20 protein-coding genes are annotated in these 24,487 nt (G+C 67.3%); 14 read left to right on the forward strand and 6 right to left on the reverse strand.

Features of this window, described 5'->3' with window-relative positions:
• Nucleotides 1–14: 14 nt before the first annotated feature.
• Nucleotides 15–1,466: a hypothetical protein gene (locus RI211_RS04115; protein ID WP_315637350.1), complete on the reverse strand. Its 1,452-nt coding sequence runs from the start codon at nt 1,464–1,466 to the stop codon at nt 15–17.
• A complete protein-coding gene (locus tag RI211_RS04120) occupies nt 1,463–2,248 on the reverse strand; it encodes a glycosyltransferase family 2 protein (protein WP_259953021.1) in 786 nt (261 codons plus the stop codon). The genes RI211_RS04115 and RI211_RS04120 overlap by 4 nt, the downstream gene beginning before the upstream one ends.
• Nucleotides 2,249–2,302: 54 nt before the next feature.
• Between RI211_RS04120 and RI211_RS04125 the strand changes: the two genes are divergently transcribed.
• Complete coding sequence (locus tag RI211_RS04125; protein WP_315637351.1) at nt 2,303–2,749, forward strand: GtrA family protein; 447 nt, start codon at nt 2,303–2,305, stop codon at nt 2,747–2,749.
• Nucleotides 2,750–2,769: 20 nt separating this feature from the next.
• Here the strand turns inward: RI211_RS04125 and RI211_RS04130 are convergent, their stop codons facing one another.
• The gene (locus tag RI211_RS04130) at nt 2,770–4,233 is read right to left on the reverse strand and encodes a tyrosine-protein kinase domain-containing protein (RefSeq protein ID WP_315637352.1); all 1,464 of its coding nucleotides are present in this window, start codon (nt 4,231–4,233) and stop codon (nt 2,770–2,772) included.
• Nucleotides 4,234–4,336: 103 nt separating this feature from the next.
• Complete coding sequence (locus RI211_RS04135; RefSeq protein ID WP_315637353.1) at nt 4,337–5,701, reverse strand: tyrosine-protein kinase domain-containing protein; 1,365 nt, start codon at nt 5,699–5,701, stop codon at nt 4,337–4,339.
• A 70-nt stretch (nt 5,702–5,771) separates the two neighbouring features.
• Here RI211_RS04135 and RI211_RS04140 point away from each other — a divergent pair, with 70 nt between their 5' ends.
• The 12 genes from RI211_RS04140 to RI211_RS04195 all read left to right on the forward strand — a co-directional run bounded on the left by RI211_RS04140 (nt 5,772) and on the right by RI211_RS04195 (nt 19,679).
• Nucleotides 5,772–6,923, forward strand: a complete 1,152-nt coding sequence (locus RI211_RS04140; protein WP_315637354.1) for a hypothetical protein — start codon at nt 5,772–5,774, stop codon at nt 6,921–6,923.
• A 71-nt stretch (nt 6,924–6,994) separates the two neighbouring features.
• Nucleotides 6,995–8,866, forward strand: a complete 1,872-nt coding sequence (locus tag RI211_RS04145; protein ID WP_315637355.1) for a polysaccharide biosynthesis protein — start codon at nt 6,995–6,997, stop codon at nt 8,864–8,866.
• Nucleotides 8,863–9,993 (forward strand): DegT/DnrJ/EryC1/StrS family aminotransferase, encoded by a 1,131-nt coding sequence (locus RI211_RS04150; RefSeq protein ID WP_315637356.1) that lies wholly within the window; start codon nt 8,863–8,865, stop codon nt 9,991–9,993. Before RI211_RS04145 ends, RI211_RS04150 begins: the two co-directional genes overlap by 4 nt.
• A 26-nt stretch (nt 9,994–10,019) precedes the next feature.
• On the forward strand, nt 10,020–10,610 hold the full coding sequence (locus RI211_RS04155; RefSeq protein WP_315637357.1) for a sugar transferase: 591 nt from the start codon (nt 10,020–10,022) through the stop codon (nt 10,608–10,610).
• Nucleotides 10,603–11,268 (forward strand): NeuD/PglB/VioB family sugar acetyltransferase, encoded by a 666-nt coding sequence (locus tag RI211_RS04160; RefSeq protein ID WP_315637358.1) that lies wholly within the window; start codon nt 10,603–10,605, stop codon nt 11,266–11,268. The genes RI211_RS04155 and RI211_RS04160 overlap by 8 nt, the downstream gene beginning before the upstream one ends.
• On the forward strand, nt 11,265–12,485 hold the full coding sequence (locus tag RI211_RS04165; protein ID WP_315637359.1) for a glycosyltransferase family 4 protein: 1,221 nt from the start codon (nt 11,265–11,267) through the stop codon (nt 12,483–12,485). Before RI211_RS04160 ends, RI211_RS04165 begins: the two co-directional genes overlap by 4 nt.
• Nucleotides 12,482–13,531, forward strand: a complete 1,050-nt coding sequence (locus RI211_RS04170; protein ID WP_315637360.1) for a polysaccharide biosynthesis protein — start codon at nt 12,482–12,484, stop codon at nt 13,529–13,531. The genes RI211_RS04165 and RI211_RS04170 overlap by 4 nt, the downstream gene beginning before the upstream one ends.
• On the forward strand, nt 13,528–14,622 hold the full coding sequence (locus tag RI211_RS04175; protein WP_315637361.1) for a polysaccharide biosynthesis C-terminal domain-containing protein: 1,095 nt from the start codon (nt 13,528–13,530) through the stop codon (nt 14,620–14,622). Before RI211_RS04170 ends, RI211_RS04175 begins: the two co-directional genes overlap by 4 nt.
• A gap of 1 nt (nt 14,623) precedes the next feature.
• Entirely contained in the window at nt 14,624–15,751 is a 1,128-nt protein-coding gene (wecB, locus tag RI211_RS04180; protein WP_315637362.1) for a non-hydrolyzing UDP-N-acetylglucosamine 2-epimerase, read from the forward strand.
• Between the two features lie 374 nt (nt 15,752–16,125).
• The gene (locus RI211_RS04185; RefSeq protein ID WP_315637363.1) at nt 16,126–17,019 is read left to right on the forward strand and encodes a glycosyltransferase; all 894 of its coding nucleotides are present in this window, start codon (nt 16,126–16,128) and stop codon (nt 17,017–17,019) included.
• The gene (locus RI211_RS04190; protein ID WP_315637364.1) at nt 17,016–18,200 is read left to right on the forward strand and encodes a glycosyltransferase; all 1,185 of its coding nucleotides are present in this window, start codon (nt 17,016–17,018) and stop codon (nt 18,198–18,200) included. Before RI211_RS04185 ends, RI211_RS04190 begins: the two co-directional genes overlap by 4 nt.
• A 42-nt stretch (nt 18,201–18,242) precedes the next feature.
• Nucleotides 18,243–19,679 carry an O-antigen polymerase gene (locus RI211_RS04195; RefSeq protein WP_315637365.1) on the forward strand — a complete coding sequence of 479 codons (1,437 nt, stop codon included), beginning with the start codon at nt 18,243–18,245 and terminating at the stop codon, nt 19,677–19,679.
• Between the two features lie 87 nt (nt 19,680–19,766).
• Here RI211_RS04195 and RI211_RS04200 read toward each other — a convergent pair whose 3' ends face one another.
• Together RI211_RS04200 and RI211_RS04205 are read right to left on the reverse strand one after the other, a co-directional pair.
• Nucleotides 19,767–21,509, reverse strand: coding sequence for an asparagine synthase-related protein (locus RI211_RS04200; protein WP_315637366.1), 1,743 nt, complete (start codon nt 21,507–21,509; stop codon nt 19,767–19,769).
• A 178-nt stretch (nt 21,510–21,687) separates the two neighbouring features.
• Nucleotides 21,688–22,890: an oligosaccharide flippase family protein gene (locus tag RI211_RS04205; protein WP_315637367.1), complete on the reverse strand. Its 1,203-nt coding sequence runs from the start codon at nt 22,888–22,890 to the stop codon at nt 21,688–21,690.
• 219 nt (nt 22,891–23,109) lie between these two features.
• Here RI211_RS04205 and RI211_RS04210 point away from each other — a divergent pair, with 219 nt between their 5' ends.
• Nucleotides 23,110–24,444: a glycosyltransferase gene (locus RI211_RS04210; protein ID WP_315637368.1), complete on the forward strand. Its 1,335-nt coding sequence runs from the start codon at nt 23,110–23,112 to the stop codon at nt 24,442–24,444.
• The last annotated feature ends 43 nt before the right edge of the window (nt 24,445–24,487 follow it).

Consider the following 24,487-nt stretch of genomic DNA (forward strand, 5'->3'; position numbering starts at 1 on the left):
TCCGGAGGCCGCGTTCAGCGGGCGGCGCAGAGGCGGCTCGTCGTCCCCTCGGCCAGCGTCGCCGTGGCGCAGTCATCGAGGGTGAGTCGTGGTACCTCGGTCATCGACGGCGCATCCTGAAGCCCCAGATGCGCGCCGGTGAGCACCACCAGAGGCACCGCCCACCCCCAGCGCTCCGCCGCGACCCACTCGGCGTCGTTCTCCTCGATCCAGGCCTGCAGCGGCTCGACGTCGGCCCGCTGCTGGGCGAGCGTCAGCCCGGGGGACGTGACGGTGCCTGCGACGTGCAGCACCGCGCCCGCCGCGACGATCATCGCGACCAGGGCCGCCGCGACGGTCCCGCCGAGCCGCCACGCGCGTCGCTCGGGAAGCCGCGCGACCGACCAGACCGCGACGGCGGCGAGGACCGGGAAGAAGGCGAGGATCCCCGGCGCGGGGTGCCGGACCCACAGCGGCAGACGCGAGGCGGTCGCCCACCAGGTCACGAAGGCGAGGGCGCCGACGACAGCCGCGAGAGCGTAGGCGATGACCACACGTTCCTCTTCCGTCGCGATGCGCCAGCGACGGGCGACGCCGAGCGTCACCAGAGCGAGGGTGAGGACAGCGCCGAGGAGCGCGGCGGCGGGCGGCAGCGACCAGGAGTCGGCGAGCGTGCCGAGCTTCTGCAGCACCGTCGTCGCGGCGTCGGCCTGGCCGCCGCTGCGCACGAAGCGGACGAACGCGCGCAGGTGCTCCACGAATCCGGCCGGGCCGAGAGCGAGGAGCGCCCCCAGCTCGAACAGGGCCGTCGGCACCGCCGAGAGGAGGAGCGGCAGCCAGGCGCGGCGCAGGGCGTCGCGGACGCGTGCCCATCCGTGGCCATCGGCGAGGACCCACAGCGCGACGGCGTAGGCAGGGAGGGCGAGCGCGGCGATGAGCTTGGCCTGCACTGCGAGACCGACGAGAAGCCCCGCGAGCCAGGCCCGTCGCGGGAGCACGGCGAGAGCCCAGACCAGGAGCGCCGCGGCGGGGATCTCGCCCAGCAGGTCGGCAGGCCCCTGGATGGGGGAGACGCCGGCGCCGGCGGTGAACGCCAGGGGGACCGCGACGGCGAGAAGTGCCGCCCACCGCCCGCCGATACGACGGCCGAGGACCGCGAGTCCAGCGAGGAGCAGCAGCCAGAAGGCGAGCGGCACGAGTCGGGCCGCCAGAACCGGGTCCATGCCGGTCGCCAGGAGCGCCGCGACTGGGAGGAGCACGACGGGCCCGGTGGAGATGCGGGGGTCGAACGGCGTGATCGTCGAGCCGGACAGGGCGCCGTCACTGGCGTATCCGAGCCCGGCGAGGAGGTTGCGGGGCACGGTCAGATTGAACGCCTCGTCCTCCCAGAAACGGGACACCGTGAGGCTGTGCCAGGCGAGGGCGACGTGGCCGATCACGAGGGCGGCGGCCGCCACCCAGAAGAGGGCCGTGCGCAGCCGGCTCATCGGCGCACGGGCTCCGGACGACGGACGGCCCGGAGCGGAGCGGACGGACGCAGCGAGAGGAGCCAGGCCTCGCTGAGGGCGGAGCGCACGAAGACGCGCAGGCGCTTCGGTGGCAGGGGGAGCCCGCCGCCACGGCCCCACATGGTGCCGGTGCTGGATGCACCGCGGCGCGGGATGCTGGCGACGCGGACGTAGCGCACGCGGAAACCGCCCCGCGCCTCGGCGAGCGAGAAGTGTACGTGCGGCACCGTCGCGTCCGCGGGCACCGCCTCGACCAGGACTCGCAGAGCCTCGGGACGGTAGGCGCGCAGGGGCGTGTTCACGTCCGGGATGCGGCGACCCGCTGCGACGGCGATGAGGAGGCCGACCGCGCCGGTGAGCGTCTTGCGGTACCAGGGATCGGTGCGTCCGTCGCGCACGCCGTGCACGACGTCGGCCTGCTCGTCGGTGAGCGCACGCAGCAGCCGGGGGAAGTCGGCGCCGTGGAACTGCCCGTCACCGTCGACGTGCACGAGCGCGTCCGGGTCGGCGGCGAGTCCGGCGCGATAGGCCGCGAGGGCGGTCGGACCGTGGCCGCGGTTGGTCGCCTGCACGACGACGGTGGCGTCGGCGACGTCGTCGAACACGGTCGCGGTGGCGTCCGTCGAACGATCGTCGGCGATGTGGAAGGAGACCTCGTCGGCCAGAGGCTCGACCGCCGACCGGATCTCGTCGATGAAGCCCCGGATGCCCTCCACCTCGTTGTAGGCGGGCATGACGATGGCGAGGTGGCGGAGAGTCACGGAGTCCTTGCGGTGGCGGGCTGCAGAGGTGTCAGCCAGTAGCCTAGTTGAGCCATGAATCCTCCCTCCCGACTGCGTCGCCTCGCCGGCGTGGGCAGCCGCTTCCTCGTGGTCGGGGCGCTGAGCACCCTGATCGAGGTCGGCGTCTTCAACCTCCTCGTCTACGCCTGGGGGTGGGACGTCGTCGCCGCGAAGATCGTGGCCTCGCTCGTCGCCCTCATCAACGCGTACATCGGCAACCGCGAGTGGACCTTCCGCCACCGCGATCGCCGGGGACGGGCCGCGGAGGTCGCCCTGTTCCTCGCGACCAACGCCGTGTGCACCGCGCTCGGGGCCGCGCTCGTGTGGGTCGGCGTCGAAGCGGTCGGCGGCATCCTCGGCCGCACGCCCGGAGCCGTGGCGGTCAACCTCGTGAACCTCGTCAGCATCGTCATCGTCGTGCTGCTGCGCTTCGTGCTCTACCACTCGATCGTCTTCCGGGTCACGTCGCCGAAGGCCTGAGCGGCCGACGGGGGTCGGCGTCAGGCACGGGCGGTGGTGCGCTTCTTCGGGGCGCTCTTCCTGCCCCACCCGCGTCCGAACTTCGCGGTAACCCTGGTGGAGGGGCTGCCGTCGAGCTCGTGGGTCGAGCCGTAGGTGTACGCCCCGTAGCCGTAGCTGTCCGGTCCCTTCGTCGGGAGCATGGTGACCACGACGCCCAGCATCTGCACGCCGGCGTTCTCGAGAGCGCGGACGGCGCCCGAGAGCTCCTGCTTCTTGGTCTTCCCCGAGGCGGCGGCGAGGATGACACCGCGCGTCTTGGTCCCCAGGACCGCCGCGTCGGTCACCAGGAGCAGCGGCGGGGCGTCGATCAGGACATAGTCGAAGTACTCGCCCAGCGCCTGGAGCACGTCGTCCATCGCCGACGAACCGAGCAGCTCACTGGGGTTCGGCGGAACCTGTCCGCTGGGGAGGACGTAGAGGTCGTTGCGACCCCACTTCTGGAGGGCGTCCGCCACGTCCATCCGGCCGATCAGCACATCGGTGAGACCGGCGCCACCCTCGAGGCCCATGTAGTCGGCGACGCGGGGAAGGCGGAGGTCGCCGTCGAGGAGGGCGACGCGCGCGCCGGTCTCCGCGAGGGCGATCGCCAGGTTCGCGGTCGTAGTCGACTTGCCCTCGCCGGGGCCCGCGCTGGAGACGACGAAGATGCGCGGTCCGCTGTCGAGGTTCAGGAACTGCAGGTTCGTCCGCAGGCTCCGGAAGGACTCCGCGCGGGGGCTTCGCGGATCGGCGTGCACGATCAACGGACGCTTCGGTGCCTCCGGGTCGAAGGCGATGCCGCCGAGCACCGGGCGGTCGGTGAGCGCCTCGATGTCATGCAGGGTGTGGATGCGGTTGTCAAGCACGGTGCGCAGCATGGCGATGCCGACGCCCAGCGCGAGGCCGATGACGCCCCCGAGCAGGATGAGCATGCGCGTGTTCGGGCTCACGGGGGAGGTGGGGACCGCGGCCGGCTCGGTCACGGTGATCTGCACGGGGCTCACCGCGCCCTCGGCGGCCGGCTGCTCCAGTGTGTTCTGCACCGCGTTCTGGAAGCTCGCCGCCACGGCGTCGGCGATCTCCGCCGCTCTGGCCGCGTTCCCGTCGGCGACGCTGACGTCGATGAGGACGGTGTTCAGCGGCGTCGTCGCCGTGATGCGACGGCCCAGGCTCGAGACGGTCTCGTCGAGATCCAGTTCCTCGATGACCGGGTCGAGCACGAGGGCCGTGCCCACCACGTCGACGTAGCTGGTCACCATCTGCCGCGCGAACGTCGTGCCTTGCACGAGGTCGCCGGTCGCTGCACCCTCCGTGCGCACCGAGACGTACAGCTGCGTCGAGGCGACGTAGGAGGGCTGCTGGAGTGCTGCGTACCCGGCACCGCCCACGACGCCGAGGACGAGCAGGATCAGGATCATGATCCAGTTGCGGTGCAGGATGCGCACATAGTCGCGAAGTTCCACGCGGCAGTTCTTTCTGTTGCTGGGCAGCTCCCGGTCGTCGGTGAGCCGCGGAGTCAGATCCCGATGTTCTCACACAACGCGGGCGTCGCGCCGCGCGTCTGCGTCATCGCGGAACACCTGCCTGCGCGGCGGCCTGCGCGGCGGGATCCCGCCGACGGGTCGGGGCCTTCGTGAGGACGGTCCCGAGGACCGTGGCGCCGACCGCTTCGATGCTCTTGGCGGCAGCGGAAATACGCCCGGACGGAGTGCTGCCGGACGCGGCGACGAGGATCGCTCCGGTGGTGACGCGGGCGATGACCGCGGCGTCCGTCACGAGGAGCAGGGGCGGTGCATCGATGACGACCACGTCGAAGGCGGTGGAGGCCGCCTGCACGAGCTCCTCCATCGCCGATGACCCGAGCAGCTCCGCCGGATTCGGAGGCACGGTGCCGGCCGGCAGCACGAACAGTGCGCTGCGTCCCCACCGCTGGATGACGTCGTTCAGCCGCACGCGGCCGACCAGGACATCACTGAGGCCGACGCCGCCTTCGATCCCGAAGTAGTCCGCCACGCGTGGGAGCCGGAGATCCGCATCGATGAGAGCCACGCGATGCCCGGCATCGGCGAAGGCGAGGGCGAGGTTGGCCGCCGTCGTGGACTTGCCCTCTCCCGGGCCGGAACTCGTGATGACGAAGACGCCGCGGTTCTCGCGGAACAGGAAGTGCACGTTCGTGCGGAGGGCGCGGTAGGCCTCGGCACGCGCGCTCTGGGGCGCCGAGCTGATCGCGAGGGGTCGCTCCTCGGTGCCGGTGTCGAAGGGGATGCGCCCGAGGAGGGGAACGGGCACGGCCGCCTCGATGTCCGCCTGCGTGCGTACGCGCTGATCGAGCAGCGAACGAAGGAGCGCCGCTGCCAGGCCGAGGCCGAGCCCCACGACCGCTCCGATCGTCAGCGACAGCGGCATGTTCGGCGCGACGGGTGTCGTGGGCACCTGGGCTGCCTGCAGGGTGACGACGCGGATGGAGAACGGGGTCTCCTGGCCACGGTTCTCGAGGGTGTCGGCCACCACGGCGGTGAAGCTCTCCGCGATGCCGTTCGCGATCCGGGCCGCCTGGCCGGGGTTCGTGTCACCGACCTGGACGGTCACGATCGAGCTGTTCAGTTCCGAGGAGACCGCGGTGGCGGCGGCGATGTCCGAGGGCGACGCCGACAGGCCGAGGTCCTCGATCACGCGGTCGAGCACGAGTGAGCTCGTGACTACGTCACGGTAGGTCTGGATGATCTGTGTGGCGTAGCCGGTGGCCTGCGCGCGCTCCGTGGGTGAGGCCGTCTCCGACAGCTGCACCGTCACCATCATCTGGGTCGACGCCTCGAAGCGCTGCGGGGTGAGCATCGCCACCACCGCGCCCACCGAGAGCCCGATGAGCAGCCCGGACAGGATGACGACGATCTGCCGTCGGACGATCCGGAGATAGTCCTGGAGCTGCATCGGTCTCCCCGCGTGGTCAGGCCGGATGGGCGGTATGTTCTCTTGAGACTACCGATTCCCTGAAGGCGGCATGACGGCTCTCGACGAACTCTTCCCGGACGGTCCGCGCGCGGACCGTGAGAGCTCGGCCGTGCGCGAGGCGGCGTCCGGTGCACGGTTGCGCGAGCTCGTCGGGGATCCGCGCTCCCGCGCGCCCCGCGCCGCCGGCGTGACGGACACGCGGGAGCTCGCGCGCCGGGCGGAGGCCGCGGCCCGCAGTGCGGTGCCCTTCGCCGCCGCCGCCCCCACGGTTCCCCGGGAGGCCCCGCGCCGCCGTCGGCGGCTCGATCCGCTCTCGGCCTCCGCCGCCGCGCTCGCCGTCGTCGCGGTCATCGGCGCGGTCACGGTCGGCGGGATCCAGGCCGCCACGGCCAGCCCGGCAGCCAGCGCGCTCGAATCCCTCCGAGCCGACGAGGCGACCATCCAGAACACGCATCAGGCGCTCACGGCGACGCGGGACGGCATCGTCGCCGACATCGGAACCCAGACCGCGGAAGCGACGGCGCTGCGCGCTGCTCTGCTCGACACCGCCACCGTCCCCGACCCGCTCTCGTCGGAGGGCGCCGTGGTCGACGTGACCGACCCCGCGCTCCGGCAGGCGGCGGTGGCGGCGCTCGACACGTACCTCGCCGGTCTCGCCGCCGTCGAGGTCCCCGAGGCGCCCGCCGAATACCGCCGCGGAGACGTGGACGAGGATTCCCTCGTCGAGGTCGGCGGTGCCATCGACGCGGCCCAGGAGCGCCTGGAGGCCCTTGATCGCGAGACGGCCGAGATGCGAACGGTGCGGGGGACGCTCGACGCGTTCCGGCCCGCCACCGCGCCGGCTCTGGCCGCTTTCGCCGGCTCGTTCGTGCCCTCCGCGGAATCGGCGACGGCGGACCGGCTGGGTGCCGAGGAGCCCTTCCGCGTGGCCGTGACCCAGACGGCCGCCGCGGCGGCCGCCGCGGACCCGTGGACCGCTGACGCGCAGACGGCGTACGCGGCCTATCGTGATGCCTTCCGAGCCCTCGTCGACGACCAGTTGCGGGCCGAGCGCGAGGAGGCCGACCGGCGCGCGGCGGAGCAGCAGCAGCAGCCGAGCTTCCCCCAGAACCCGTCGGACGGGGGCACCACTCCGCCCGACCCGATCGAGTCTCCTGCGCCCACCGACCCGGACACGCAGGACGGCGAAGGCACCCCATAACGCACAGACCTTCTCGTTTCCTGTGAGACCATGGCGTACAGGTGGAGAAAAATGCGGGGGAGCAGACTGTCGTGAGCGACGCATACACGATCGGTGACGAGGCCGAGGAGCCCCGTGCGCCGTCACAGGCATCGGTGAAGCAACGGCGGCGGCGCTGGTTCGCCGCGCTGGTCGACGGGGCGTGCTGGAGCTTCGGGGTCGTCCTCGCCGTCGCGCTCCGCTTCGAGTTCCAGATGGACGCTCAGGGGTGGATCGCGACTCTGGTCCTCGCCGTCCTCGCCGGCGCGATCCAGATCCTCATCGGCTACCTGGCGGCGCTGTATCGCGGGCGCTTCACGTACGGCTCCTTCGACGAGGTCCGCGCCCTGGCGTTCATCGTCATCGTGGAAGCGCTGCTCCTGTCGCTCGTCGTCATCCCGCTCGGGCCGGTGATCGGCATTCCCCGCGGCACCCTGATCCTCGCGTTCCCCTTCGTGCTGCTGCTCATGTTCGGGGTGCGGTACGTGGCGCGGCTCGTCGTCGAGCGTTCACGCAAGCCCGGGGTGGACGCGGAACCGGCGCTCATCATCGGCGCCGGATTCGTCGCCGACAAGCTCCTCGCGAACATGACCACGGACCCGCTGTCGCCGATCCGGCCCGTCGGACTCCTGGAAGACGACCCGGACAAGCGGAACCTGCGGCTGCGCGGCGTCCCAGTGATCGGCACCACGCGGGACATCGCCGCCGCGCGCGCCCGCACCGGGGCGACGCTCGCCGTGATCGCCATCGCCCGTGCCGACAGCTCCCTGTTGCGCACGCTCACCGATCGTGCCGAGGCGGCGGGCCTGCGTGTGGCGGTGACCCCCAGCATCGAGATGATGACCTCGGGCACACGGGCGCTCACCGACGTCCGCGACATCAGCATCGAGGACCTCATCGGCCGCCACCCCGTGGACACCAACGTCGAGCTCATCGCCGGCTACATCACCGGCCGTCGCGTGCTCGTGACCGGCGCCGGAGGGTCGATCGGCGCGGAGCTGTGCCGGCAGCTGGCCAAGTTCGGTCCCAGCGAGCTCATCATGCTCGACCGCGATGAGACAGGGCTGCAGTTCGCCCAGCTCGGTACCGCCGGTCACGGGCTGCTCGACACGAACGACGTCGTGCTCGCCGACATCCGGGAGACCGCGACACTCGACCGGATCTTCGACGACCGCCGGCCGGAGGTCGTCTTCCACGCCGCCGCGTTGAAGCATCTGCCGATGCTCGAGCAGTACCCGGACGAGGCGTGGAAGACGAACGTCATCGGCACGCTCAACGTCATCACCGCGTCGCGACGGGCGGGGGTGACGACCTTCGTCAACGTCTCCACCGACAAAGCGGCCAACCCCACCAGCGTGCTCGGCCACTCCAAGCGCGTCGCGGAGAAGCTCACCGCCTGGGCGGGCGAGGAGACCGGCATGCGGTATCTCTCCGTGCGCTTCGGCAACGTCATCGGCAGCCGCGGTTCGATGCTCCCGACGTTCCAGCGCCTGATCGCGGAGGGACGGCCCATCACCGTCACGCACCCGCAGGCGACGCGATACTTCATGACCATCCCCGAGGCCTGCCAGCTCGTCGTGCAGGCGGGCGGCATCGGACGTGCGGGGGAGGTGCTCATCCTCGACATGGGTGAGCCCGTGTCGATCCTCGAGGTCGCGAAGCGGATGATCGCCATGTCCGGCAAGAACATCGAGATCGTCTTCACGGGCCTGCGCGCGGGCGAGAAGCTGCACGAGGAGCTCGTCGGCTCCCGGGAGAACCTCGAGCGTCCGTTCCACCCCAAGATCTCCCACACGCGTGCCGACACGATCAGACCCGACCGCCTCGACAAGGAAGGCTGGATGCGCCGGATGTTCGCGACCCCCCGCGAGAACGACACGGTCACGATCACCCCGGTGAAGGTCGGCGAGGTGGCGGAGCGATGAGCGATCGCATCTTCATGTCCTCCCCGGATGTCGGCGCGGCGGAGGAGGCGGCCGTCATCGCCGCGATGCGCTCCGGGTGGATCGCGCCCCTCGGGCCGGACGTGGACGCGTTCGAACAGGAGCTGGCGGCGCGCGTCGGCGTTGCGCACGGCGTCGCGCTGAGCTCGGGCACCGCGGGACTGCACCTGGGCCTGCTCACGCTCGGGGTGAAGCCGGGCGATGTGGTCCTCACCTCGTCGATGACCTTCGCCGCCACCGCGAACGCGATCACCTACACCGGCGCCGAGCCCTACTTCATCGACGCCGATCCGCAGACCGGGAACATGGACCCGGCGCTGCTGCGGGAGGCGCTGATCGAGCTCGGCGGGGCGGGCGAGAGCGCGGCCGCCATCGTCCCCGTCGACCTCCTCGGCAAGGCCGTCGACTACACCGCGATCCTGGCGGTCGCGGACGAGTTCGGTGTGCCCGTGCTCGCGGACGCCGCAGAGTCGTTGGGGGCCGTACACGCCGGGCGCCCGGCCGGGAGCTTCGGACGCGCGTCGGTGGTGTCGTTCAACGGCAACAAGATCATGACCACGTCCGGCGGCGGCATGCTGCTGACCGACGACGAGGGCTTCGCACAGCACGTGCGGTACCTCGCGACCCAGGCGCGGCAGCCGGTCGTGCATTACGAGCACACCGACATCGGCTTCAACTATCGGATGAGCAATCTCCTGGCGGCGCTGGGACGGGCGCAGCTCGCCCGGCTCGACGCGATGATCGCGCGGAGGCGGGAGATGCGCGAGCTCTACAAGCGCCTGTTCGCGGACGTCGACGGCGTCGAGGTGTTCGGTGCGGAAGGCGACGAGGACGACAACGTCTGGCTGACCTCGATCCTCGTCGACTCCGCCGTGGCGGGATGGGAGCCGTCCGCGCTCGCCGCCGCGCTCGCCGAGGACGACATCGAGAGCCGCCCGCTGTGGAAGCCGATGCATGCGCAGCCCGTCTTCGCGGGGGCACGCCGACGGACCTCCGGTGCGTCCGACTCTCTGTTCGCGCGCGGACTGACGCTGCCGAGCGGCTCCGCGCTCACCGACGACCAGCGCGCGCGGGTGACCACCGCGATCCGCGGTTTCCTTGACCGATGAGCGGCGGTTTCCGGGCGTACGACATCGTGAAGCGCGGCCTCGACATCCTCGTCGCGGGGGTTGCGCTTGTTCTGCTGTCGCCCGTGATCGTCGCGACGGCGGTTCTGGTCGCCGTCCGGCTCGGACGGCCGGTGCTGTTCGCGCAGCCCCGCCCCGGCCGACATGGCCGCATCTTCACGCTGTACAAGTTCCGCTCCATGCGAGCGGTGGACCCGGCGCGCGGCTGGGTGAGCGACGCCGACCGCCTTACCCCGTTCGGGATGCGCCTCCGGGCGACCAGCCTTGACGAACTGCCCAGCCTGTGGAGCGTGCTGCGCGGTGACATGAGCATCGTCGGGCCGCGTCCGCTGCTGGTCGAGTACCTCGATCGCTATACGCCGGAGCAGGCGCGACGACACGAGGTGCGGCCGGGGATCACCGGGCTCGCCCAGGTCACCGGGCGCAACGCGGTGACCTGGGAGCAGCGCTTCGCGCAGGACGTGCGGTATGTGGATAGACGCAGCGCCGGACTGGATCTGCGCATCGTGATCGCTACGATCGGCGCGGTGATCGCCCGTGAGGGGATCTCCGCGGAGGGGCATGTGACGATGACGAGGTTCGGTGAGGAGAATGACTGAGCGCGTCGTCGTCGTCGGCGCCGGAGGATTCGGCCGGGAGACGCTCGACGTCGTCGCCGCCCTGATCGCGGGCGGTGCCGCGCTGGAGCTCGTCGGCGTGATCGACCCCGGTGCCCGCGACCTCGACCGCGAGCGGCTCGCGGCGCGCGATGTCTCCCTGCTCGGCACGTTCGAGGAGTGGCGAGAGGGGGCGCGTGGCGACGAGCGCTTCGTCGTCGGCATCGGTGCGCCTGCGGTGCGCCGGAAGGTCGCAGCCTCCCTGCATGATGCCGGCTTCCGCGCCGCCACTCTCATCCACCCGTCGGCCGTCATCGGCACCCGGACGCGAATCGGCGAGGGCGTCGTCATCGCGGCGGGGGTGCAGGTGTCGACGAACGTCGACATCGGCGCCCACGTCCACCTCAACCCGGCCAGCGTCATCGGTCACGATGCCGCGCTCGCCGGCTTCGTCTCCGTGAACCCCGGGGCGATCGTCTCGGGGAACGTCGCCATCGAGACGGGCGTCCTGCTCGGCGCCGGCTCCGTCGTCCTCCAGGGACTCAAGGTGGGGGCTGACGCGACGGTCGGGGCCGCGGCCTGCGTGACCAAGGACGTCGCTCCGGCGGCGACGGTCGTCGGGGTGCCCGCGCGCCCGCTGATGAGTGGGGGTCCGGAATGAGGGTGCTGATCGTCTCGCAGTACTACCCGCCGGAAGCCGTGCCCCTCCCAGCCGATCTGGCGCAGGGCCTCGCGGCACGGGGGCACCAGGTAAAGGTGCTGACGGGATACCCGAACTACCCGTCGGGGCGGATCTTCCCCGGTTATCGCCAGCGCTGGCGCCAGACGGAGCAGGACGGGGTCGTCGCGGTGCACCGGGTCCCGCTCTTCGCCGACCATTCGCCGAACGCCGTCAGACGCATGATCAACTACCTGTCCTTCGCGGTGAGCTCGGCGACCGCGGTCCGCCTCGCGCGCGGCGCGGATGTGGTCTACGTCTACGCCACCCAGATGACGGCGGGCTTCGGGCCGTGGCTCTGGCGGGCGACGGGTGGCGCCCCGTACGTGCTGCACGTGCAGGACCTCTGGCCGGACTCTATCGTCGGCTCCTCGTTCGTGGCCAGTGGCCGTGCATCCCGCCTGGTGTCCGGTGTGCTCGATCCCTGGCTCCGCAGCGCGTATCGGCGGGCCGCCGGCGTGATCGGCATCGCACCGACCATGGTCTCCACGCTCATCGCCCGGGGAGTGCCGAAGGACAGCGCCCACCTCGTGTACAACTGGGCCGACGCCGGCGAGCCGGTGACCACCACGCTGCCTCCGGCGGAGAGCCCGCGCGCCGAAATCATCTACGCGGGCAACGTCGGTGACATGCAGGATCTCGACACCGTCGTGCGGGCGGCCCACGCCGCCGCGGATGCGGGCGTGCGGCTGACGATCGTCGGCGACGGGGTGGCCAAGCCCGCCCTCCGTGCGCTCGTCGATTCGCTCGGCGCCGGGAACGTGCGCTTCCTCGACCCCGTCGCCCGGGAGCGGATGCGTGAGGTCTACGCCCGCGCCGACTACGCGCTGGTCTCCCTCAAGGACCGACCGGTCTTCCGCGGCACCATCCCCTCCAAACTCCAGGCCGTCCTCTCGGCCGGGCTCCCTGTCGTGACGACGGTGCAGGGTGACGTCCGGGCGCTCGTGGACGACGCGTCGGCAGGGCTGACTGCGGACGCCGAGGACGTAGGGTCGGTGGAGGCGGTATTCCGCGCGGCGGCGGCACTTCCGGCTGACGATCGCGACGCCATGGGGCGACGCGGACGCGAGCTGTACGACACGCAGTTCTCCCGGGACTCCGGGATCTCCAGCATCGAAGGGCTCCTCACGGCAGCCGCGAAGGGAACGAGCAGACGATGAGCCACTCATACGACGGCGCCCGCGTCCTGGTCACGGGCGGAACGGGCTCGTTCGGCCACACGGTGGCCAGGAAACTCCTCGAACGGGACGTCGCCGAGATCCGCATCTTCAGCAGGGACGAGGCGAAGCAGGACCTCATGCGCCACGAGGTCAGGGACGGACGCCTGCGGTTCTACGTCGGGGACGTGCGCGACTACGACAGCGTCGAGCGGGCGACCAGGGACGTCGACTTCATCTTCCACGCCGCGGCTCTCAAGCAGGTGCCGTCGTGCGAGTTCTTCCCCATGGAGGCTGTCCGCACCAACGTGCACGGAAGTGAGAACGTGGTGCGCGCCGCCGACCGCAACGGCGTCTCCTCCGTCGTCGCGCTGAGCACCGACAAGGCCGTGTACCCGGTGAACGCGATGGGCATGTCCAAAGCGCTCATGGAGAAGGTGGCGCAGTCGCACGGTCTCAACAACCCCAACACCGCGACGACGGTCTCGTGCGTGCGCTACGGCAACGTGATGTACTCCCGCGGCTCGGTGATCCCGCTGTTCATCCGCCAGCTCAAGTCCGGCGGGAACATTACGATCACCAACCCCGACATGACCCGTTTCATGATGTCGCTGGCGCACTCGGTCGACCTGGTGGAGTTCGCGTTCCGGAACGCCCAGCAGGGCGACCTCTTCGTGCGGAAGGCCAAGGCGACGTCCATCGGCACGCTCGCCCAGGCCGTGCTGAACCTCTTCCGCTCCGACGCGAAGATCGAGATCATCGGCACCCGCCACGCGGAGAAGCTCTCCGAGGCGCTCGCGACGCGGGAGGAGCTGTCCCGGGCCCGGGACATGGGCGAGTACTTCCGGGTGGTCGCCGACAACCGCGACCTGAACTACAGCGTGTACTTCGAGGAGGGCGACCCGACGCAGAACCGCTTCGAGGACTACGACTCGCACACCGTCGAGCAGATGTCGGTCACCGAGGTGGAGGCGCTGCTGCTCACGCTGCCCGAGGTGCGTGCGGAGCTCCGTGCCGCAGGCCTCCCCGACGGATCGGACGCGGTGTGAGCCGTTTCGCGGTCACCGGCGCCCGGGGCTTCCTCGGGTGGCATCTCCGTGCCGCGCTCCAGGAGGAGAGCGTCGCCGTCGCGGGCATCCCGCTCGGCGACGCGTACGACGAGGGAGAGGCCGCATCGGCGCTCGCCGGCGCGGACCGGGTCATCCATATCGCTGGGGTGAACCGCGGCACCGACGAGGAGGTGCTCGAGGGCAACGTCGCCTTCGCCACGCAGCTGGCGTCGGCGCTCCGCGCCACCCGCACGCCTCCCCGCGTGGTCGTGTTCGCGAACTCGATCCAGGCGGGTAACGGATCGGTGTACGGGGAGGCGAAGGCACGCGCGGCCGGGATCCTCGCCGACGCGGCGTCCGACGTCGGCGCCGAATTCCTCGATGTGCTGCTCCCGAACCTCTTCGGCGAGCACGGACGCCCGTTCTACAACGCCGTCACCGCAACCTTCAGCCACCTCATCGCCCAGGGGGACACCCCCCGGATCGAGACCGACCGCGAGCTCGAGCTCCTGCATGCGCAGGACGCCGCCGACGTGCTGCGTGGCGCCGTCCCGCTCTCGGGGATGCCGGCGCTCCAGCGTCGCGAGACGGTGTCCGGCCTGCTCGGACGCCTGCAGCGGTACGCCGCACTCTATGGCCGAGGGGAGATCCCCGACGTGTCCGACCCGTTCGACCGCGACCTCTTCAACACCTACCGCTCGTACACGTTCCCCGCGCAGGCACCCCTCGACCTGACGCGGCACGCCGACGCCCGGGGATCCTTCTTCGAGATCATCCGCTCGCACGGTGGACCGGGGCAGTCGTCGTTCTCTACGACCGTCCCCGGCGTCACCCGCGGAGACCACTTCCACCGCCGCAAGATCGAGCGTTTCACGGTGCTCCAGGGGCGGGCCCGCATCTCGCTGCGCCGCCTGTACTCTGAGGAGGTCGTGTCGTTCGAGGTGTCGGGCGAGGCGCCGGGAGCGGTGGACATGCCGACGATGTGGGCGCACAACATCACCAACATCGGCGACGACGTGCTCTACACGTCGTTCTGGACGAACGACATCTTCGACCCCGCCCACCCCGACACGATTGCCGAGGCAGTGTGACATGGCCGACAAGCTCAAGGTGATGACCGTCGTCGGGACCCGTCCCGAGATCATCCGGCTCTCCGCGACGATCAAACTGCTGGACGAGCACACCGACCAGGTGCTCGTGCACACGGGGCAGAACTACGACTACGAGCTGAACGAGGTGTTCTTCGAGGATCTCGGGCTGCGTCGTCCCGACCACTTCCTGGAGGCGGACACCTCGTCGCTCGGCACCGCACTGGGCTCCATCCTCACGAAGACTGAGGAGGTGCTCCGCGCCGAGCGCCCGGATGCCTTCCTGGTCCTCGGCGACACCAACAGCTGCATCTCCGCAGTGATCGCCAAGCGGATGAAGATCCCGGTGTTCCACATGGAGGCCGGTAACCGCTCCTTCGACGAGAACGTGCCGGAGGAGACGAATCGCCGTCTCGTCGACCATGTCGCTGACTACAACCTCGTGTACACCGAGCACGCGCGCCGCAACCTGCTGGCCGAAGGACTGCACCCGTCCCGCATCCTCCTCACGGGGTCGCCCATGCGCGAGGTGCTGGAGCAGAACCGGGCGCAGATCGACGCGAGTGATGCGGTCGCGCAGGCCGGACTCCGCACGGGGGAGTACTTCCTGGTGAGCCTCCATCGCGAGGAGAACGTCGACAACCCGGAGCGCCTCGCATCCGCGATCGCCGCGCTCCAGGCGCTGCGCGACGAGTACGGCCTTCCCGTGCTCGTGTCGACCCATCCGCGCACACGCAAGCGGATCGAAGCCCTCGACGACGCGACGGCGATCGACGGCATCACGTTCCATCCGCCGTTCGGTTTCCACGACTACGTGAAGCTGCAGCAGGACGCGAAGCTCGTGCTCTCCGACAGCGGAACGATCAGCGAGGAGTCCAGCCTGCTGGGCTTCCCGGCGGTCACGTTGCGCGACTTCATCGAGCGGCCGGAGGCGGTCGACACGGGGGCGATCATTATCGCAGGGGTGTCCCCGGAAGACGTGCTGCGGGCCGTGGCGGCACGGCTCGCTGCCGCCGGGGCAGACATCGCGACGATCCCTGCCGGCTATGAGGTCGCGAACACCGCCTGGCGAGCGTCTTCGTTCATCCTGTCTACCGCGCACTCCCACCGGCAGCGGCTGGGGCTCCGATGAGGGCGTCATCGCGCGACCATGACGGACGCGCGGAGGCGCTTGGACCCGGCAAGGTCGAGCCAAGGGACGATGGGCATGTGAGCCCCGCGCCGAAAGCGGATCACGTGGTCGGTGTTCTCACGACCTTCTATGAGCCCGCGGTTAATGGCGGTGGCCCGATCCGAACACTGAGCGCCCTGATCGACAGCGCGCCGGACAACTATCACGTCCGCGTTGTGACGTCTGACACAGATCTCGGTGCGACGAAACCCCTCGCGGTCGTGACGGATGCGTGGAGGCCTCGTGGTCGGGCGTTGGTGCGATACGCATCCTCGAGCAGCCCCTGGTCCTACATTCGGTCTCTACGGTCTCTCCGTGCGGAGAGACCGGAAGTCGTGTACCTCAACAGCTTCTTCGCCTTCAAGTTCTCCATCATCCCCGCGGTGCTCCATCGGCTCGGCTGGTTCAAAGGTAGCGTCTTGCTGATAGCGCCCCGTGGCGAGTTCGGCGTCGGTGCGCTCGGCCTCAAGAGTGTGAAGAAGCGCCTCTACCTCGCCTTCGCACCGTGGCTCTTCGAGAGATCGGGTGTCTACTGGCATGCTTCGACCGAGGACGAAGCCCGCGACATCCGAGGTGTCCTACCCAAGGTTCGACGGGTCTTGGTCCGCGAGGACGAAACGGCGCTCCCGCCCGAACCCGATCCGGGGAGGGAGCGCACCGGGGACAAGCTGCGGCTGGTCTTTCTCGGGCGCATCGTTCCGGTGAAGGGCCTTGAGACGCTCCTCCGAGGCCTCGCGCTCGTCGAGCACGAAGTCGATCTCGACGTGATGGGTCCGGCCGAGGACGCGGCTTACGCCCGGCGTTGTCGCGACATTGCGGCGGCGCTTCCGCCGCAGGTGCGTGTTCGCTTTCGCGGATCGATGAGTCACGACGCCATCCTCGAGGAGCTGGGGAATTATGACGTGATGGTGCTGCCCACCCGCGGGGAGAACTTCGGGCATGTCGTGGCGGAAGGTCTCTCGAAGTCGCTACCCGTGTTCTGTTCGTCGCATACCCCCTGGTCGCCGTTCCTGCACAGTGGAGGTGGCCGCGTCGTGTCTCCGAATATTCCTTCCGAGTGGGCTCGTCAACTCACCGAGGTGGCTGCGTTCGACCGCGATCGGCTGCAGGCGATGAAGGTGGAAGCAGGCAACGCCTACCGGCGATGGCGGCACAAACAGGAGAGCCCCTCGATTTTCTTGCTCTTGGACGAAGCACGTCGAGCGGACGATTCGAAGGGGTGCGAATGAGCAGGGTCGCCGTGATCCACATTCCTTACGAACTCAAAGCTGACGCCAATATCGCCCCGCAGCTGAGGCCTCGCCGAATGATCGAAGCGTTCCGAGCGGTCGGGTTCACCGTAATCGTCGTGGATGGCGCTCCGCGCCGACGACGCGCGCTCATGAAGCGAGTGCTCCGCGACTTCGACTCCCACTCGCTGAATGTGGACTTCGTGTACTCCGAATCTGCAGGGTGGCCGAATGCGGTGTCTGACGGCCGCAAAGGGTCGTTCCATCCCTATCTCGACGAGAGGTTCCTGAGAGGTCTCAGGGCGCGAGGTGTTCCGGTCGGCGTGTTCTATCGGGATGCCTACCACCGCTCGGACCAGTTCTATCAAGTCCCGCGGTGGAAGCGACCGTTGCGACACGCGCTACGGTTCTTGGCTGAGCGCGATCTGCGCAGGTACAACGCCTACGTCTCCCTCCTCTATCTTCCGTCGAAGGAGATGGCCGCCCACATCCCGGAGTACAAGGGGAAGATCGAGGCGCTTCCGCCGGGCGCGAAGCCGCGCAGCGGCGACGGTCGCGGGGCGCCGGACAGCCCGCAAGCAACGCCCCTGACTTTGCTGTATGTGGGTGGTCTTGGTGCCTTATACAAGATTCATAACCTACTCGAGGCCGTGAGCCGGACTCCCTCGATTGAACTCGTGATCTGCACGAGGGAGGCAGATTGGGCGTCCGTTGAATCCGAGTATCAGCCGTACCTCGGGCCGCGGATATCCGTAGTGCACAAATCGGGAATGGACCTCGAGGAACTCTATCGTCGCGCCGACGTCGCGATGCTGATGGTCGAACCGCACCCCTACAGAGAATTCGCCGTTCCCGTCAAGCTCTACGAGTACATCGGATCTGGCCTTCCGATCATGGCCTCAGCAGGAACATTGGTCGGGCGGTACGTGGAGGAATCCGGCCTCGGATGGGTCGTGCCGTACTCGACAGACCGCATCGCCGACATATTGGCATACTTGGCGACGGCACAAGGGGAGGCAGACCGGGTAGCGGCCAGAGCCCGAGTGCAGAGACACGCGTTGGGGGTCACCTGGGAAGCACGCGCTCGGCAAGTGGTGATCGATCTCGCGGACGAACACAGCAGGGCGTCCTCCGTCATGCAGGATGCAGTTCACAACGAAACACCCCAAGATAGGCTCTGACTTGACTCTGCTCGATCCGCTATTACAGAAGGTACCGTTTCAGTGAAGACGAGCGCACCGGCAGCCACTCTCGGAAAGGGAAGCGGGCCGACGAGGCCTCCCGGCTACCGGATTTCCGCGTGGACTGTCTTGTGGACAGCGCTGGGCGTCCTGGCCAACGTACCTGCAGCGCTCGGTCTTTCGGCTACCGCACAGGTCTTGGTTGGGTCGGCCGGTCTCGCTCACTCGGCCGTGTACTTCTGGCGCGATGGTGGGCGACGCATCACGGCTCCGGGTGTTTATCTAATTGGGAGCGCGCTCTTCGCCTTCTACCCCGGGATCGCCATGGTGCTCGATGGAAAGTACTACCCGCCATCAGCGTCATTGGTTGCGACCAATATCGCGTTTTGGGTCCAGCTAGTACTCGTTCACCTCTTCTGGGAGCCGCGCCCGGCGAAAAGTACCCCTGTCACCTTCACTGACGATAATAGGATTGTGAGGCGCGGAGCTTCGATCGCGGTAGTCCTTATCGCAACAGGGTTCTGGGCCGTTCGCAGTTTCCCAAGCGATACCGCAGGCATCTTCGGAACCGCTGCGGTCTTCGTCGGGATTGTGTTGCTGGCTGTCTCCTTATTCCTCCGGTCTGGAAGAGTGGGGTTCGCCTCATACATTCTGGTTGGTGTGGCGTTCATGCTGTTCGCCGTCTTTCTCTCGGGCGGTTTCGGCCGTTTGATCCTTGGTTCCCTGGGAATCGCGGTCGTTATTGCGGCCGCCCCGAGATGGCGAGGTTTGCCCAAGATCGGCCTCCTTGCGGGCCTCGCGCCCGTCCTGGTTTATCTTGCGGCCGACCGAGTGCAGTTCACCGCCGGACTCAACCCAAATCAGTCATCCTCTGTCACCGGCTTCGAGTCTGTGATCAGCCCCTTCGTGCGTTTCTCGCAGACCCTCCTCCTCGAAACCACCAACGATATCCCGCACTCGTGGGGATCGTCGTTCTTTACCGCGCTCGTCGCCCTGGTTCCGCGACAGCTGTGGCCAGAGAAGCCCGTTGGATTTGGAGCGGAGGTGGCGATGTTCTTCAGCCCGGGCCTTGCCGGTACCGGCCATTCAGAACTCGTTCTCTTTTATGGCGAGTGGGTGTGGGCTTTCGGGTTTCTCGGGCTGTTCGCCATGGTTCCCGCGATTGGGTGGATCGTGCGCTCGTTGGACACCGCGATGATCAATGCCTTGGCGCCGCAGCGCGTCACGGTTAGGTCGCTTCTCATCGCGACGATGACCGTAATCCTCGTCGCGTCGATAGTCGATCTCTTCTGGGGTGGCGCATTCACCTATACCGCTCGCGTCGGCCCGCGGGTGTTGGTGATCGGATTGTTACTAGTCTTCACCATGTCTCTTCGGAGCGGAGACTCCAAGCGGGGCACCGACGAGGTCCACGGTCCCACCTCGAAGCCAGCAGCGTCCCGAGCGCGAGCGACCGTTCTTGCACAGCAGCGCCGGTAGCCGATTCAAACCTGGGTGGTCGGCGTTGCAGCCGTCCAGGCTTCGAGCTCTCGTGATTTGCGCCTGCAACGCTTTCGTTGGGGGCGATCATGCTCCTTGGGCGGCCGCGCCGGGGGCGAAATACAATGAGTGTGTTGTCACGACCGAGGCAGCGAGCAGCTTGTCTATCACCCGCCCTGAACTGACTAGCGTACCAACGGCCCTGTCGATTTCTGGCGTGATCTGCGACGAGCGCTCGAGTTGGGAATCTATCATTTCGCGTATACGCGGATTGGTCGCGTACCAGTAGTCAAAAGGATTCATGCTGTTTGGGGACTGCGCCGACGCCACCAAGCCTGCTTGTGCAAGCGCGCCCCGAACCGTTCTTTGCAGACGTCGGCGTACGCGACCCGCGTGCCAGCGCGCACGCCCGACTCTGCTCATGTGCGATGGAATGACTCGGGTGGAGCGGAGTTCGATCGCCTCGCGGTAGCGGCTAGACACCCAATCTCCGTATAGTCCATGCTTCACGCGCCAGCCCGACGGCAGGGAGAAGCAAAGATTGAGGAAGTCCACATCGATGAACGGCGAGACGGCGTATGTGTGCTCCTTGCGAGTAGCGTGGGTGCTGAGCGCGCCGAGGAATCCACGTGTTTCCATGAGATAGTCCTCCTGGTGTACCCAGCGTTCCGAAACTATCGACTGAAAGTCGAACTCAAGCGTGTCCGAATAACGTTCGCTGCCGACGGACGGCGGCTGGTCCGGGGCAGAAGTTGTGGAGAAGGTACCGAGGACGACATCGCCGAGCTGTCCCGTGTGCTCGAGTCCGAAGTGCTCGAAGCTCAACGTCTCCAGGAAACGCTTTCCCCCGGTTATGCCCGCATAGAATGCGGCTGAACCATTGAGGCGGAGTATCTGCTCGGCGTCGGCGAGATAGTTGCCGGAGTCGAGCGGCATCACCAGAACATCGTTACCGAGTTGCTTCGCCACCGACAGCGCCATCCGAAGCTCATCAGATCCGGGCTGCGCGAAGCACATATTGACGAGCGATGAGTAACCAAGCCGACGGGCAACCCAGTTGACCATCCGGCTGTCGAGGCCGCCAGAGACGTCGACGAGGTGGGATGTATACCCATACTCCAGATCCTTCTCGAAGCAACGTGCGACGGCCTTCTGGAAAGCCTTGTCGATCGTATCCACCGCTTCTCGCCGCGTTCCGATGAAAGGCGGCGCGTCCCTCAGGCTGAAGTAGGTCGCTGTCGTTCTTGAATGTGTCCGCTGGTTGAGAGCTGACACCCGGCCGGGAAGAACCCGCTTGACCTGTTCTGTGAAGGTGGTCTCGTCGAGCATGTAGCCAAAGGAGAGCATGTACCGTGCGGCCATCGCATCGAAAGTCGTCTCCATGTTGTTTTCGCCGGCGACCATCATCACGAGATCGAAACTGTTCGACGCGACCACTGTGTCTGGCGCGGGGCCTTTATAGATATAGGCCGCAGTGTCGCCCGTCTGATTCGCGAAAGTGTGGAGTGTGTTAGCAGTGCGATCAAGAATAGAGCCGCTGAAGGGGCCGCGCAACCGCTTCAAGGTTTCGTTCACTCCGTGCTTTTTCAACATACTCGCTAGAAGCGTAGGAACGTCGTCGACGCTCTCGTCCTTGAATAGCTCAAGCTTGTTCAGCAGTACGCCTTCGAGGACGATTACGTAGTCCGGGGTCGCGCTGAACGCCTTATCCCCTTGGAAGCGTCCGTCCACTCTTCGATGAAACGCTAAGCCGTCATGAATCATCAATTCGAAGTTCGAATCTACTGGGCGGCGCAGCTCCGCACCAGTTACAAGCCAATCGTTCGTCAATACGAAACCTTAAATTGTTCGATTACAGGCGACAGGGCGCCACAGCGCCTGGGCTCGACAGTATCACCGCCACGAAGCCGACGATCCCCTCCGCCTCGGTTCAGGGGAGGTCCACCCTGAGTGGCCCGACCAACGAGGTCATGATGTCTGTCATGCCACCCCAACCTGGGTACACCGATTAGGTCTCTGCCGCCCGACTCTTGGTGGCGGCGCGCTTCGCCAGCCGGAGAGCGATGGCGATGTAGGCGATCGACGAAACCGCCTGTACTCCGCTCATGAGCCAGATCGCTAAGAGGACGTCTTCGCGGAAGAGATAGACGGTGAACAACGACAGTGCGCTGTAGATGATCGAGTACATCAGCCCGACGTGCTCTTTTCTCAGCACGATGAACACAGTGGAAATGGGGGCGGATGCAAGGATTCCATAGAGCGCGGGGACCAATGCCTGAGCGTACTCTCCGGCCTCCGCCCACTGCTCGCCGAGAAATATCGGAAACAAGGCGGGGCTGAGCCATAGGATCAGCCCGAACGGGATCGCGCCGAATGCGAGCGCCTTCGCAACGCTTGCGCGGGCCGTCCGATACAGGTCGTCACGCGCAGTTGCTGCCAGTCGAGGAAAGTACACCTGGCTGATCGCTGACCCAACGAGACCAACCGGCAGCTGAACGAGTCTCCAGGCCTGAGAGTACTGGCCTAAGGCGCTCACTGAGAATTGGCCGATCAGCAGATTGAGCCCATTGAGTCGAAACGAATCGACGAACGTCTGCGGCATCAGTAGCGCGGGCAGTCGACGATACTTGCGAAGGAGATAACTCCACCGCCGGTCAGAGTGTATCTTCAGTATGCGTTTGCCCGAGGCGTCGACGAGGGTCAACAGCAAGGCCGCAACAGTCTGACCGACGAGCAGGCCTAGCGTCAGCCCGAGGCCGGAAGGCGGCACGACGTAGCACAGCAAAGCTTGCGCGGCACCAGTTACGCCGCTTTGAACGATCCGATTCGCCCCAATCGCACCGAATCTTCCCGCGCGGGTCAACCACTGAGTGAGAAGGCTGGTATACCCAATCAAGAAAACTGCTGGCCCAAGCAGTAGTGCGAGCCACACCCACCGCGAAGGCAGGAAGCTCGGTATCAATGTCGACGCCGAGCCTATTAACGTGATGCCGACCGTCACGGCGAGCAGAAGCCGTAGTCCAAGGTGGGCGATGGCGTCGGCTTCCCGATTAGATCGGGGTAGCACTATGGCCATCTCGTATCGCGCGGTTCCTATAATTCCTGCCAGCGCCGTGATCGAGACGAATATGGCATATTCACCAAAGGAAACTGGGCCGTACTGTCGGGCCAATAATGGCAGGAGAGCGATGGTGACGAGCTGCCCAGTCACCGCCGAGGATATCAAAGTGGTTATGCTGCGTCCGACGCGCTGCCTGGGTCGTTCCGCCATCTATGCTGTCCTCCACGCCGCACAAAGGAGCGTCCCCGGCTCGGGCCATGATAGGTCGTAACGTCCCCCCCTGTCGACTTTGCTGATTTTCGGCTCGGGGATCGAACGCGAGGTCGGCACACACCGCAGGACGGCGTCCGCTCTCATAGAGTGGACGCCATGAGGCGATCGGCACCGAATGACCTGGGCAACGACGCTTCATCGCTGATCTTGTTCACTCAGATCTTTCCGTTCGGGCGCGGCGAAGAGTTTCTTGAGGCGGAGATCGTCCAGCTTGTCGAAGTGTTCGACCGGGTGGTCGTCGTTCCCACCCTATGGGCCTCCGGTATACGGCAGACGCGCCAGCTTCCGGCAGGAGCATCCGTGGTGACCGGTCGAGCCACTGGGGGCTCCCTCGCCGCTGCGGTCGTGCGCTTCTGTGCTCGTCATCCCCTCCAGGCCCTCCGCTCGTTCCGACGAGCGATGTCAGCCGGCCCGAATCCGCGCTTCATCATGGAGGATTGGAAGTTCGACGTGCGAGCGCTGGAGATCGCAGAGCGCGTGGTGCCTCAGATCGCAAACCTCGTGAGCACGGATGCCGATATCGCGTTCTACGCGTTCTGGCTGCACATGCCGGCCCGCGTGGCGATCGAGACGATAAGACTGATGGGTCTCGATGAGATCCCGATCGTGAGTCGGGCCAACGGATTCGACTTGTATGTCGAACGCGCTCCGCATCATCACCTCCCGCAACGAGAGCTTCTCCTGTCGGAGCTCAATCATGTCTTCGCCGCCTCCGAATCTGCCGAGCGGTACCTGCGCGAGCGCTACCCGGAGCATCGCATGAAGTACTCGACCGACCGCATAGGCACGACACCCGCGATCGGCGCGGGCAACGCTAACAGGTCTAGCCTGCATCTGGTCTCCTGCTCTTACATCGCGCCCGTGAAGCGTCTCCGCATGCTCATCGACGATCTGGCCGAAGCGCAGAAGGCAACCGGCCTGCAGCTCACATGGACTCATATCGGCTCGGGAACCGGCGATCATACGAAGGACGTGATGGCTCACGCGGAGAACGTCCTCGCCCCGGGGTCGTACCGGTTCGCAGGCCACATGGAGAGCCGGCAACTTCGCGAGTGGTACGCGGAGAATCCTGCCGCCGCGTTTCTGCAAATGTCGGAATCGGAAGGCGGTCTCGCTGCCTCCATCCAAGAAGCCCTCGCTCAGGGCCTTCCCGTCATCGCGACCAACGTGGGCGGGGTCGGTGTGCTCAGGAAGGACCCGGATCTCTTCCCAGGCCTCTTGGATCCGTCGCACACGCCCAACGACTTCGTCGATCGTCTCCAAGAACTTCTCGGATCAGACGATGCGACCTACGCCCGGTATGTCAGAGCGAGCATGGACTATTGGCGGGCTCACTGCTCCGCCGAAGTGCTCTCGAGAGCACTGGCGCATCGGCTGCGGCGAATTGCCCGTCGTCCGTCGCAAAACCCGCAGGGACGGTACCGAGCGTGACGTGAGCTCGGCGTCGACACCTCGGACTCGCGGTCGCGGTACG

This window comes from Microbacterium meiriae (assembly GCF_032364335.1).
Lineage (GTDB): Bacteria > Actinomycetota > Actinomycetes > Actinomycetales > Microbacteriaceae > Microbacterium > Microbacterium meiriae.